The following is a 12,420-nucleotide window of genomic DNA, read 5'->3' on the forward strand; positions in this document are numbered from 1 at the left end:
CCGTCACGCGTCGGCATGGGCCTCGACCACTTCGGCCTTCACCTTCTTCGGTTCCAGCAGCATTTCCAGCGCCTTGCCGACCGCGGCGAAGGCGAACGCGCCGGTGATGTGCGTCGCGGCGCCCAGGCCTGCGCCGCAGTCCAGCTTCAGTGCCGCATCGGCGCCCAGGTTCGGGCGGATGCCGCACACGCTGCCATCGGCCTGCGGGTACTTCACGTTTTCCAATGAATACACCGCCGGCACGCCGAAGTAGCGCTTTGCATTCTTCGGGAAATTGAATTCGCTGCGCAGCTTCTTGCGGATCAGCGCCAGCATCGCATCGTGCTCGGTGCGCGAAACATCACGGATGCGCACCAGGGTCGGATCGGTGCGGCCGCCGGCAGCGCCCACCGTCAGCAGCGGCAGCTTGCGGCGGCGGCACCAGGCGATGGTTTCGACCTTGACCCGGAAGCTGTCGCAGGCGTCGATCACCAGATCGAAACCGCGATCCAGCAGTTCGGCCATGTTGGAGACGGTCAGGAAGGCCTGCACGGCATCGGCTTCGATGTCCGGATTGATCGCGCGGCAGCGCTCGGCCATCGCCTCGGCCTTGTTGCGGCCATAGTTGCCTTCCATCGCCGGCAGCTGCCGGTTGGTGTTGGACACGCAGATGTCATCGGCGTCGATCAGGGTCAGGTGGCCGACCGCCGAACGGGCCAGCGCCTCCACCACCCATGAGCCGACACCGCCCATGCCCACCACCGCCACGCGGCTGCCCTGCAGGCGCTCGAGCGCACCCACGCCATACAGCCGTTCGATGCCGGCGAAGCGTTGTTTGACCTGTTCGTTCATCGGGCTATTTTAACGTGCAGGTGCCGGCGCCTGCAGCGCGCCGGCATCGAACCCACCGTTGCACGCCCGGAGAGCCCGCCATGAACGCCAGCCCGCCCCGTCGCCTGAGCACCGCCCATCGCTACCTGTTCGTACTGTGCCTGGGCCTGCTGATCGGCCTGATCGCAACGGTGATGGTCGGACGCGCCCTGCAGGCCCGCCGCGACCCGTTCCCGGACAGCCTCATGCAGGTGATGCAGCGGCAATCGCAGCTGCTGCAGCAGGCCCAGCAGCAGAACCGCTGCAGCCTGGCCGACAGCGTGCCGCGGCTGCAGGCCATTCGCCTGCTGTCCAACGACCTGGACCTGGCTTTTCCTGGGCTGAAGGACAGTGCGCAGTTCCAGCAGCACGCCAGCCGGCTGCGCGGCAACCTCAACGCTGCGCTGGCTGCGCCCCCCAGCGACTGCACGGCCCTGGCCCAGGTGGTGGATACGCTGCAGGCCGACTGCCGCGCCTGCCACCAGGACTTCCGCTGAGCGCATTCATCCTGCAGCCGGGCAATGCACGCGCGGTTGGCGCCTTGTTCACGTTCGAAAGGGGACGATTCGTCCACCCTGCTGCATGACGCAGCACCACCCAACGCACCCGCCTTCACGGCCAGGAGACGCCCCATGAAGATCCAGCTCATCGCCGCAAGCGCCATCGCTACCCTCGCCCTGGCTGGCTGTGCCACCTCGCCCGGCTACGGCGGTGGTGGTTACAACAATGGCTACAACAATGGCGGCTATGGCAACAACGGCGGCTACAACCAGGGCCGCTGCGCCGACTGCGGCATCGTCACCCGCATCAACACCGTGCAGTCCGGCCGCACCGCGCCCAGCGCCACCGGCGCGATCCTCGGCGGCATCGTCGGTGCCGTGGCCGGCCACGAAATCTCCGACCACACCGGTGGCAGCCGCGGCAACAAGAACATCGCGGCTGCAGCGGGCGCAGTGGGTGGCGCGCTGGCCGGCAACCAGATCCAGAAGAACGTCACCAGCGACACCTACGACATCAGCGTGCGCATGGACGATGGCCGCACCATCGTGGTCAACCAGCGTGACCTCGGCGGCATCCGCGAGAACACCTACGTGCGCGTGGTCAACGGCAAGGTCATCCTGCGCTGACCTGCCCCGGGCCGATGGCAAGGAAAAAGGCCCGCTTGCGCGGGCCTTTTTCATGTGACGTTGTACAGCGCGATCAGGTCGGCTGCACGGCGTCGGCCTGCAGGCCCTTCTGGCCCTGCACGACGGTGAAGGTGACCTTCTGGCCTTCCTTCAGGCTCTTGAAGCCCTGGGTCTGGATGGCGCGGAAGTGCACGAACACGTCTTCGCCGTTTTCACGGCTGATGAAGCCGAAGCCCTTTGCATCGTTGAACCACTTGACGGTACCGGTCTCGCGATCAGACATCTCACTAACTCCCTGGTGACTCTCTCTTGTTGTTGGAAACGCCTGTTGGGCGGCTGACAAGCAAGGGGGAAGCGAGGTGCATCGATGCAGCGGATCGGGAAGATCTTGCTTCATCAGGCCACGATCCACGGTGACCTTTCCAAGCTCAGCGACTGCAACTTAACCCGCCCAAAACGAAAAAGCAACTGGCAAAATCTTTCACTGTCAACCCCAAATCGACCACCATACGGGACAGCATGGGACTCTCATTCATCTTATATCTGCTAGCGGTCATTTTTGTCCTTGTCGGCATCGCCGGAATCATCCTTCCAGCCCTTCCCGGCATCCCGCTGGTGTTCATCGGACTGCTGCTGGCGGCCTGGGCTGATGGCTTCGTCCATGTCGGCTGGCCGACCCTGGTCGTACTGGGCGTGCTGACCCTGCTCTCGCTGCTGGTGGACGTGCTGGCCACCGTGGTCGGTGCGCAGCGGGTCGGGGCCAGCCGAAAGGCGCTCTGGGGCACTTTCGTCGGCAGCATCGTCGGCCTGTTCTTCATGCCCATCGGCCTGTTCGCCGGGCCGCTGGTCGGTGCCCTGCTTGGCGAGTACTGGCACACCCGCGAGCTGGGACGCTCGACCAGGGTCGGCCTCGCCACCTGGCTCGGCATCCTGCTCGGCCTGGCGCTGAAGCTGGCGGTGGTGATCGCCATGCTGGGCCTGTTCGCCTTCGCCTGGTTCCTGTGACGGCGCTGCCTTCACGCCCTGCGCACGCGGTGGCCGTGCATAAATCGTTGGGGCTGGCCGCGATCCGGTGCAGCCGCCACACTGTGCGATCCCCGTATTCACCGAAGGGCCTGTTGGAATGACCCTCCCCCCGCTGCTTCCCCGCCTTGCGCCGCTGGCGCTGGCCCTGGCCAGTGCACCGCTGGCGGCGCAGGAGTTCGTGCCCAGCACCGACACCTCGCCCGCTGCCTGCGCGGCCATCACCACCGATGCGGCCCGCTTGGCCTGCTATGACCGCCTGTTCGCGCATACCCCGCAGGCCACCGCGGCTGCCGATGCTGCCGCAGAGGCCGCCGCGCAGGCGCGCCGCGAAGAGCGGCAGACCGCGCGGGTGAGCCAGGGCGAGGAGAAACTGCGCGAACGCGTGAGCGACCTCTTCCGCCCGGCGGCAGCGGACAGTGCGCTGGCCAACGCCGGCCGCGGCTCGCTGCTGGACAGCCGCTGGGAGCTGGCCGAAGACTCCAAGCTCGGCCCGTTCCAGCTGCGGGCCTACAAGCCGGTGTACCTGCTGCCCGCGTTCTGGACCAGCGACCGCAACACCACGCCGCATTCGCCGAACCCGGCCAACACGGTCACCACGCCGCAGGTGCTGGACAGTGCCGAACTGAAGTTCCAGATCAGCTTCAAGACCAAGGTCGCCGAGAACCTGTTCGGCGACAACGGCGACATCTGGGCCGGCTATACCCAGAGCTCGCGCTGGCAGGCCTACAACGGCGAGGATTCGCGCCCGTTCCGCGAAACCAACTACGAACCCGAAGTGATGATGGTGTTCCGCAACGGCTATTCGATCGGTGGCTGGCGCGGGCGCATGACCGGCATCGCGCTGAACCACCAGTCCAACGGCCGCGCCGATCCGCTGTCACGCAGCTGGAACCGGGTGATGCTCAACATCGGCCTGGACCGCGAGAACTGGGCACTGGTGCTGCGCCCGTGGTACCGCATTCCGGAGACCCGCAGCGACGACAACAACCCGGACATCGAGGACTACATGGGCCGCGGCGACGCGACCCTGATCTGGAACCGCAACGGCCACGAGGTCGCGCTGATGGCGCGCCATTCGCTGCGCACCGGCAGCCGCTCGCATGGCGCGTTGCAGCTGGATTACGGCTTCCCGATCAGCAACCTGCTGCGCGGTCATGTGCAGATCTTCGATGGCTACGGCGAAAGCCTGATCGACTACAACCACAAGGCCACCTATGTCGGCGTGGGCGTGTCGCTGCTGGAGTGGTTCTGATGGACGTGACGATCTGGCACAACCCGGCCTGCAGTAATTCACGCGGCGCATTGAAGCTGATCCGCGATGCCGGCTTCGACCCGGTGGTGGTCGAGTACCTGGGCAATCCGCCCGATGTGGCCGCGCTGCGCGAGGTGCTGGCCGATTCCGGATTGAGCGCGCGTGAACTGGTGCGCAGCAAGGAAGCGCAGTTCACCGAACTCGGACTGGAACAAGCCGACGATGCCACCTTGTTGGCTGCAATGGCCGAGCACCCGCGGTTGATCAACCGGCCGGTGGTGCGCACGCCCAAGGGCACGCGGCTGTGCCGCCCACCGGAAACGGTGCTGCAGATCCTGTAACCTGAAAAAGGGGACGGAGGGAATTAAGTCGTTTGTGCACAAGCGACTTAATTCCCTCCGTCCCCTTTTTCGGTTACAGCCAGTCGGTGATGCCTTCGCGGCGATAGACTTCGGCGAACGCCGGACGCGCCTTCATCGAGGTGGCGTGCGACTTGAGCGTCGGCCAGGTGTCACTGGGCGTGGGCATGTTGCGCGACCAGCGCATCAGCATCACCAGCATGTAGTCGACCACGCACGGCGTTGCCCCCAACAGATAGGGACCGTGCCCCTGCAGGTGCGTGGCCACCTGCTGCCAGGCCGCTTCCAGGCGCAGCCGTGCCATCTCGCGGCTGGCCTGCACATGGGCCTCGCCGGCCACTTCGTGCGGATAGAACCAGGCCCGATAGGCCGGCTGCAGCGTATTGGCGCACCAGAACATCCAGCGATAGGCGTCGCCGCGCTGGGGCGTACCCACCGCCGGCAGCAGGCCGGCGTCCGGATGGCGGTCGGCCAGGTACAGCGCGATCGCCGCCGCCTCGGTCAGTACCAGGCCATCGATCATCAGCGTCGGCACCACACCGGCCGGATTCAGCGCCAGGTAGTCCGCCGCCTTGTGCTCGCGCGCGTCAAAATCCAGCAGCACCAGCTCGTGCTCGATGCCCAGCTCGATCAACAGCCAGTGCACGACCAGCGCGGCGGTACTGGTCGAACCATACAGCGTGGTGCCCATGCGGCGGATCCTGTGCGGTTGGATCGGCCGATTATGCGCCCCTGCGCGGGCCGTTGCTCAGCCGCAGCTGCTCATGCAGGTATCCCGCTGTTCACCACAGGACATCATCGGCGCGCGCATCGTACAGTCGTGCGCCTTCAGCTCGCAGGCACGGCGCAGTTCAGGGTTGGCGACGTCCTTGCAGCGCTTGTCCGGCGCGGGTACCACCTGCTGTTCGCAGCTGAACGCACTGTTGCCGGTCCTGTCCTGCGCCATGCAACTGCGATAGCTGGCCTGGCACTGCATGCGGCACTGCGCGGAGGCGGAGAAATCCGCACCTTCATAGGATGGCGCTGTGCTGCAGCCGGCCAGGACCAGCAGGAACACAGCCGCTACGGATCGATGCAGGCGCATGGGCACATCCAGTGCAGGGGCAGGCCGACCCTGGCAGACCACGGTTGCTCGTGCAGGCATCGATGCGCGCCCCGCTCAGTACACGGGAACACCGGTGTCGGTGCGGACTTCATTCACGGTGCCGCCACAGGAGAGCAGGCACTGGGCGTACGGAGCATTGCATGAAGGAAGTGCCGGGGAACCGCAGTAGTTGCCGGCACCGTTGCCCCCTTCGCAGTTGTGCCGCTGCTTGTCGTCGGCGATACCACTGCAACGGCTGATGACCCGGCTCTTCTCGCTTTCGCAGCTCCGCTGGTCCGACTCGGCACGGGCGCGGTTGTGGAAGTCGCACGTTGCCTTCTGGCTCTCGCAGACCGACGCGCAGATCCTCCCAGCTTCATGGGTTGGCGGCTCGACGAAGTAACGCGGACCACAGGCACTGCACGCCAGCGCAGCGATCAGCAAGACGAAAACACGCGAACACTGCAGCACGATGGACTCCCTTCCAATGCATCAGACAGCACGTTAACAGAGCAGGCCATCCACGGGCAGGCTGTATGCAACAACGGCGCCACAAGGGCGCCGTTGTCCGGACTGGAACGGAAGGCTTACTCCACCACCACCGGAATCTTGCCGATGCGGGCCTGCCACTCGCGCGGGCCGGTCTTGTGCACCGACTCGCCGGTGGAATCGACGGCAACGGTCACCGGCATGTCCTGCACGGTGAACTCGTAGATCGCTTCCATGCCCAGGTCGGCGAAGCCGACCACCTTGGCCGCCTTGATCGCCTTGGACACCAGGTAGGCCGAACCACCGACGGCCATCAGGTAGGCCGACTTGTTGTCACGGATCGCTTCGATCGCCGCCGGGCCGCGCTCGGCCTTGCCGACCATGCCCAGCAGGCCGGTCTGTTCCAGCACCTGGCGGGTGAACTTGTCCATGCGGGTGGCGGTGGTCGGGCCGGCCGGGCCCACCACTTCGTCGCGCACCGGATCGACCGGACCGACGTAGTAGATGAAGCGGCCCTTCAGGTCGACCGGCAGCTGCTCGCCCTTGTTGAGCATGTCGACCATGCGCTTGTGCGCGGCGTCGCGGCCGGTCAGCAGCTTGCCGTTGAGCAGCAGGGTCTGGCCCGGCTTCCAGCTGGCCACGTCTTCCGGCGTGATCGTGTCCAGGTCCACGCGGGTGCCCTTGGACGCGTCATAGGTCAGCTTCGGCCAGTCTTCCAGCGACGGCGGGTCCAGCATCACCGGGCCGCTGCCGTCCAGGGTGAAGTGCGCATGGCGGGTGGCCGCGCAGTTCGGGATCATCGCCACCGGCAGGTTGGCCGCGTGGGTCGGGTAATCGTTGATCTTGATGTCGAGCACGGTGGTCAGGCCGCCCAGGCCCTGTGCGCCGATGCCCAGCGCGTTGACCTTCTCGTACAGCTCCAGGCGCAGCTCTTCGATGCGGTTGGACGCACCCCGGGCCTGCAGCTCGGTGATGTCGATCGGTTCCATCAACGCTTCCTTGGCCAGCAGCATCGCCTTTTCAGCGGTACCGCCGATGCCGATGCCGAGCATGCCCGGCGGGCACCAGCCGGCGCCCATGGTCGGCACGGTCTTCAGCACCCAGTCGACGATGGAATCGGACGGGTTGAGCATGGCGAACTTGGTCTTGGCTTCCGAACCACCGCCCTTGGCGGCGACGATCACGTCGACCGTGTTGCCCGGCACCACCTTGACGTTGACCACGCCCGGGGTGTTGTCCTTGGTGTTGATGCGCTTGCCGGCCGGATCAGCCAGCACCGAGGCGCGCAGCTTGTTGTCCGGGTGCATGTAGGCGCGGCGCACGCCTTCATTGGCCATGTCTTCCACGCCCATGGTGGCGTCGTCCCAGCGCACGTCCATGCCGATTTCCAGGAACACGGTGACGATACCGGTGTCCTGGCAGATCGGACGGTGGCCTTCGGCGCACATCCGCGAATTGATCAGGATCTGGGCCATCGCCTCCTTCGCGGCCGGCGACTCCTCGCGCTCGTAGGCGGCGGCAAGGTTCTTGATGTAGTCGACCGGGTGGTAGTACGAGATGTACTGCAGCGCGTCGGCGATGGACTGGATGAGGTCTTCCTGCTTGATCGATGTCACGACTTGCTCGCTTGCTGGAGGCTGGCGGGGGTAATCCGCCCATTTTACCCCCTCTGCCACCGGGGGTGCCGTTGTACATTCGTGTCACGTCCCTGCCCGCCGCGGCGTCCTTGCCCATATGAACGCCGAAACCGCCTTCCAGACCCACCGTCCGCGCCTGATGGCCCTGGCCTACCGCCTGCTCGGCAGCCGCGCCGACGCCGAGGATGTGGTCCAGGACGCCTGGCTGCGCTGGTCGGGCGCCGACCCGGCCAGCGTCCGCGACGCCGAGGCCTGGCTGGTCACCGCCACCACCCGGCTCGGCCTGGACCGGCTGCGCGCGGCCAAGCGCGAGCGCGTGCACTACGTCGGGCCGTGGCTGGCTGAACCGCTGGCGGTCACGCTGGAGCCGGACCCGGCGCCTGGCCCGGCCCAGCTGCATGCGTTTGCCGATGATGTTTCGGTGGCCTTCCTGACCCTGCTTGAGCAGCTCGGCCCCGAAGAGCGCGCTGCGTTCCTGCTGAAGGAGGCCTTTGATCACGATTACCGCGAGATCGCCGACCTGATCGGCCACAGCGAGGCCAACTGCCGGCAGCTGGTGCACCGCGCGCGGCAACGCCTGCAGGCCGGGCGACCGCGCTTCAATGCCGACCCCAGCCAGCACCGGCAGCTGCTGGCGCGCTTCATGGACGCCTCCCAGCGCGGCGACAGCGAGGCGATCCAGGCCCTGCTGCACGCCAACGCACTGCTGGTTTCCGACGGCGGCGGCGTGGTCACCGCAGCGGTGCGCCCGCTGCTGGGCGCCGAACGCATCGGCCGCCTGTTCTGGGCCATCGCCCGCCGCGGCGCGGCACATCCGGCACGGCTGGGCTACGTCAACGGCGAACCGGCGATCCTGCGCTTCATCGGTGACCGCCTGCATTCGGTCACCACCATCGAAGTGGTCGACGGCCGCATCGCCCAGGTGTACAGCGTGCTGAATCCGGAAAAGCTGCCACGGGTTGTCACGCACGGGGACGCCGCGGCGTCCTGGTAGTGAAAGGCGGCCATCGTGGCCGCCGTGGAGCCCACGATGTCCGACCATGCCTCTCCCCGCGTTCCCTACACCCGCCTGGCCGCCGAGGCCTTCAAGGGCCTGCTGGCCACCAGCAAGGCGGTGCATGACAGCTCGATCGATCCGACCCTGATGGAACTGCTGTTCCTGCGCGTGTCGCAGCTCAACGGCTGCGGCTACTGCATGGACATGCACGGCACCGCGCTGCGCAAGGGCGGCATCGACCCGCGCAAGCTGGACACCCTGCCGGCATGGCACGAAAGCCGCTTCTTCGATGCCCGCGAGCGTGCCGCGCTGGGCTGGGCCGAGGCGCTGACCCGGCTGACCGATGGGGCACCATCGCAGGCGGCGTTCGACGCACTGGCGCCGCACTTCGATGAGAAAGGAATCAGCGACCTGAGCATGGGGATCGCGGTGATCAATGCCTGGAACCGGCTGGGCGCGGGTCTGCTGCCGCCGCTGCCGTAACAGGGAGTTCTGCTGGCCGGGCTGCGCCCGGCACCGGCAGAGGCAACAGCCAGAGCAGCGTCAAAAGCTGGTTTCCCGAGGAATGGCGGGGTGGATCAGGCCACAGGGGCCGCTGCAAGTACGTCCATGTAAGCTCGGTCGCCGCATCCATGCGGCTCACGCCCCTGCGACCTGACCCACCCCGCCTTCGACAGATTTCCTGCTGCTGTTGGTAGGTGTCGACCTTGGTCGACACGGTAAATCCACATCATGCGTGGATGCGGGAGGGTCAGAGCCCTTTGCGACGCAAAGGGTTCTGACCCCGGCGCGGCCACACGGCTGCACTGACCCCCTCTGCACGCATCAGGCGCGCACAATACGCGCATGCCTGCCACCCCCACCGCTGGCGCCGCCGCCGCGAAGAAACCCAGCCTGCGACAGCGCTTCAAGGCGATGCGCAACCTGCCACCGTTCCTACGCATGGTCTGGCAGACCAGCCCCGCGCTCACGCTGGCCAGCCTCGGCCTGCGCCTGATCCGTGCACTGCTGCCGGTGGCGATGCTGTATGTCGGCAAGCTGATCATCGACAGCGCCCTGCACCTGAGCCAGCACGATGCCGGCTTCCCACCGCTGGGCGAGGCGCTGGCCAGCGGCATGCTCAACCCACTGCTGGGCCTGCTGGCACTGGAATTCGGCCTGGCCATCGCCTCGGACCTGCTCGGCCGCCTGGTCAGCTATGCCGATGCCCTGCTGTCGGAACTGTTCGCCAACGTCACCAGCATCCGGCTGATGGAACACGCCGCGACCCTGGACCTGGAGGACTTCGAGGACCCGGATCTGCAGGACAAGCTGGACCGCGCGCGGCGCCAGACCATGGGCCGGATGAATCTGATGAGCCAGCTGTTCGGCCAGGTGCAGGATGCGATCACCGTGGCCAGCCTGGCCATCGGCCTGTTGGTCTACGCGCCGTGGCTGATCCTGCTGCTGGCGCTGGCGCTGGTGCCGGCCTTCATCGGCGAATCGCACTTCAACGCGGCCGGCTACAGCTTGAACTTCCAATGGACGCCCGAGCGCCGCCAGCTCGACTACCTGCGCCAGCTTGGGGCCAGTGTGGAAACGGCCAAGGAAGTGAAGATCTACAACCTGCACCGCTTCCTGGTGGAACGCTATCGGCGCCTGTCGGTGGCGCTGTTCCAGGCCAACCGGGCGCTGGCCCGGCGCCGCGCGTTCTGGGGCACGCTGCTGGCCGCGTTGGGCACGCTGGGCTACTACACCGCCTACGCCTACATCGCCTGGCGCACGGTCCGTGGCGATTTCTCGATCGGCGACCTGACCTTCCTCGCCGGCAGCTTCCTGCGCCTGCGCCAGCTGCTGGAAGGCCTGCTGATCGGGTTCTCGCAGGTAGCCAGCCAGGCGCTGTACCTGGATGACCTGTTCTCGTTCTTCCAGATCCAGCCGGAGATCCACTCGCGCGAAGGCGCAGTGCGCGTGCCGCAGCCGATCCGCCAGGGGTTCGTGTTCGAGAACGTCGGCTTCCGCTACCCGGATGCCGAGCAATGGGCGGTACGCCACCTGGATTTCCAGCTGCAGGCTGGCGAGGTACTGGCCCTGGTCGGCGAGAACGGCGCCGGCAAGACCACCCTGGTCAAGCTGCTGGCGCGGCTGTACGAACCGGACGAGGGCCGCATCCTGCTCGATGGCCGCGACCTGCGCGACTACGACCTGGACGACCTGCGCGCCAATCTCGGGGTGATCTTCCAGGACTTCGTGCGCTACAACCTCAGCGCCGGCGAGAACATCGGCGTCGGCCAGGTCGAGGCCATGGACGATCGGGCACGCATCGCCGACGCCGCGCGCCGCGGCATGGCCGAGGAAGTGATCGACGACCTGCCCGGCGGCTACGACCAGCTGATCGGGCGCCGCTTCAAGCAGGGCGTGGACCTGTCCGGTGGCCAGTGGCAGAAGATCGCCATTGCCCGTGCGTGGATGCGCAATGCGCAGGTGATGATCCTGGATGAGCCAACGGCAGCGCTGGACGCACGCAGCGAGTTCGAAGTGTTCCAGCGGTTCAGGGAATTGGCGGATAATCGCACTGCCGTACTGATTTCCCACCGGTTCTCTTCGGTGCGCATGGCCGATCGCATCCTGGTGCTGGCCGACGGCCGGATCGAGGCCAGCGGCACCCATGAGCAGCTGATGGCACAGGGCGGCCGCTATGCCGAGCTGTTCGAGCTGCAGGCGGCCGGCTACCGCTGAGAACGCCTCTCGTTCCGCCTAATGAGAACCTGTCTCATTTGAGATAGAATCACCCCCGACGACTTCCGATAGATACGCCCATGTCCTCCGCTTTTGGCGCCGAAACGGTGCTTGAGGTCCGTCACTGGACCGATGCCTACTTCAGCTTCACCCTCACCCGCGACAGCGGTTTTCGCTTCGAGAACGGCCAGTTCGTGATGATCGGCCTGGAAACCGAGGCGCGGCCGCTGCTGCGCGCGTACTCCATCGCCAGCGCCAACTGGGAAGAGCACCTGGAGTTCTTCAGCATCAAGGTGCAGGACGGCCCGCTGACCTCGCGCCTGCAGCACATCAAGCCGGGCGACAAGGTGCTGGTCGGCAAGAAGCCTACCGGCACCCTGCTGATCAGCGACCTGCACCCCGGCAAGAACCTGTACCTGCTGGGCACCGGCACCGGCATGGCACCGTGGCTGTCGGTGATCAAGGACCCGGAGACCTACGAGCGCTTCGAGAAGGTGATCCTGTGCCATGGCGTGCGCTACGAAAAGGATCTGGCCTACCGCGATTATTTCGAGAAGGAACTGCGTGAGCACGAGTTCCTGGGCGAGATGATCGGCGACAAGCTGCTGTACTACCCGGCCGTCACCCGCGAGCCGTTCGCCAACCAGGGCCGCCTGACCTCGCTGATGGAAAGCGGCGAGATGCAGCGCACCCTCGGCCTGCCGGAACTGAGCCCGGAGAACGACCGCGCGATGATCTGCGGCAGCCCGCAGATGCTGGCCGACCTGCGCAGCGTGCTGGACGCCCGTGGCTTCCAGGTCTCGCCGCGTATCGGCCAACCGGGCCATTACGTGTTCGAACGCGCCTTCGTCGAAAAATAAGGCCGCAACGGTAGTGGCCGGC

General features: G+C 66.4%; 15 protein-coding genes. 9 read left to right on the forward strand and 6 right to left on the reverse strand.

The features are described 5' to 3' along the window. Positions 1-3 precede the first annotated feature (3 nt). On the reverse strand, positions 4-831 hold the full coding sequence (locus QRO93_RS04695; protein ID WP_053509648.1) for a ThiF family adenylyltransferase: 828 nt from the start codon (positions 829-831) through the stop codon (positions 4-6). 80 nt (positions 832-911) lie between these two features. Here QRO93_RS04695 and QRO93_RS04700 point away from each other — a divergent pair, with 80 nt between their 5' ends. Further along, a complete protein-coding gene (locus tag QRO93_RS04700; protein ID WP_164241210.1) occupies positions 912-1,346 on the forward strand; it encodes a hypothetical protein in 435 nt (144 codons plus the stop codon). Positions 1,347-1,481: 135 nt separating this feature from the next. Next, entirely contained in the window at positions 1,482-1,976 is a 495-nt protein-coding gene (locus tag QRO93_RS04705) for a glycine zipper 2TM domain-containing protein (protein ID WP_010486804.1), read from the forward strand. A gap of 73 nt (positions 1,977-2,049) precedes the next feature. Here the strand turns inward: QRO93_RS04705 and QRO93_RS04710 are convergent, their stop codons facing one another. After that, positions 2,050-2,259: a cold-shock protein gene (locus QRO93_RS04710; protein WP_005410290.1), complete on the reverse strand. Its 210-nt coding sequence runs from the start codon at positions 2,257-2,259 to the stop codon at positions 2,050-2,052. A gap of 236 nt (positions 2,260-2,495) precedes the next feature. Between QRO93_RS04710 and QRO93_RS04715 the strand changes: the two genes are divergently transcribed. The 3 genes from QRO93_RS04715 to arsC all read left to right on the forward strand — a co-directional run bounded on the left by QRO93_RS04715 (position 2,496) and on the right by arsC (position 4,595). After that, positions 2,496-2,981, forward strand: coding sequence for a DUF456 domain-containing protein (locus QRO93_RS04715; RefSeq protein WP_053450261.1), 486 nt, complete (start codon positions 2,496-2,498; stop codon positions 2,979-2,981). Between the two features lie 118 nt (positions 2,982-3,099). Continuing rightward, the gene (locus QRO93_RS04720; RefSeq protein WP_053450262.1) at positions 3,100-4,254 is read left to right on the forward strand and encodes a phospholipase A; all 1,155 of its coding nucleotides are present in this window, start codon (positions 3,100-3,102) and stop codon (positions 4,252-4,254) included. Beyond that, a complete protein-coding gene (gene arsC / locus QRO93_RS04725) occupies positions 4,254-4,595 on the forward strand; it encodes an arsenate reductase (glutaredoxin) (RefSeq protein ID WP_180879716.1) in 342 nt (113 codons plus the stop codon). Before QRO93_RS04720 ends, arsC begins: the two co-directional genes overlap by 1 nt. A 73-nt stretch (positions 4,596-4,668) precedes the next feature. On the opposite strand, the gene QRO93_RS04730 is transcribed toward arsC, so the two are convergent. From QRO93_RS04730 to QRO93_RS04745, 4 genes are all read right to left on the reverse strand, one after another. Beyond that, positions 4,669-5,304, reverse strand: coding sequence for a glutathione S-transferase family protein (locus QRO93_RS04730; RefSeq protein WP_180879718.1), 636 nt, complete (start codon positions 5,302-5,304; stop codon positions 4,669-4,671). 57 nt (positions 5,305-5,361) lie between these two features. Continuing rightward, positions 5,362-5,697, reverse strand: a complete 336-nt coding sequence (locus QRO93_RS04735; protein WP_053450265.1) for a hypothetical protein — start codon at positions 5,695-5,697, stop codon at positions 5,362-5,364. A gap of 75 nt (positions 5,698-5,772) precedes the next feature. Next, complete coding sequence (locus QRO93_RS04740; protein ID WP_053450266.1) at positions 5,773-6,168, reverse strand: hypothetical protein; 396 nt, start codon at positions 6,166-6,168, stop codon at positions 5,773-5,775. A 116-nt stretch (positions 6,169-6,284) separates the two neighbouring features. Continuing rightward, the gene (locus QRO93_RS04745) at positions 6,285-7,802 is read right to left on the reverse strand and encodes a fumarate hydratase (protein ID WP_008268808.1); all 1,518 of its coding nucleotides are present in this window, start codon (positions 7,800-7,802) and stop codon (positions 6,285-6,287) included. Between the two features lie 118 nt (positions 7,803-7,920). On the opposite strand from QRO93_RS04745, the gene QRO93_RS04750 reads away from it, so the two are divergent. The 4 genes from QRO93_RS04750 (at position 7,921) to QRO93_RS04765 (ending at position 12,398) form a co-directional block, all read left to right on the forward strand. Further along, positions 7,921-8,817, forward strand: a complete 897-nt coding sequence (locus QRO93_RS04750) for an RNA polymerase sigma-70 factor (RefSeq protein WP_180879720.1) — start codon at positions 7,921-7,923, stop codon at positions 8,815-8,817. Between the two features lie 36 nt (positions 8,818-8,853). Further along, entirely contained in the window at positions 8,854-9,303 is a 450-nt protein-coding gene (locus tag QRO93_RS04755; RefSeq protein WP_180879722.1) for a carboxymuconolactone decarboxylase family protein, read from the forward strand. Between the two features lie 363 nt (positions 9,304-9,666). Continuing rightward, positions 9,667-11,538: an ABC transporter ATP-binding protein gene (locus QRO93_RS04760; RefSeq protein WP_180879724.1), complete on the forward strand. Its 1,872-nt coding sequence runs from the start codon at positions 9,667-9,669 to the stop codon at positions 11,536-11,538. An 80-nt stretch (positions 11,539-11,618) separates the two neighbouring features. Continuing rightward, positions 11,619-12,398, forward strand: a complete 780-nt coding sequence (locus QRO93_RS04765; RefSeq protein WP_006455701.1) for a ferredoxin--NADP reductase — start codon at positions 11,619-11,621, stop codon at positions 12,396-12,398. Positions 12,399-12,420: the final 22 nt, after the last annotated feature.

The sequence above is a fragment of the Stenotrophomonas maltophilia group sp. Smal17 genome, assembly GCF_030237045.1.
GTDB classification, from domain to species: Bacteria; Pseudomonadota; Gammaproteobacteria; order Xanthomonadales; family Xanthomonadaceae; genus Stenotrophomonas; species Stenotrophomonas forensis.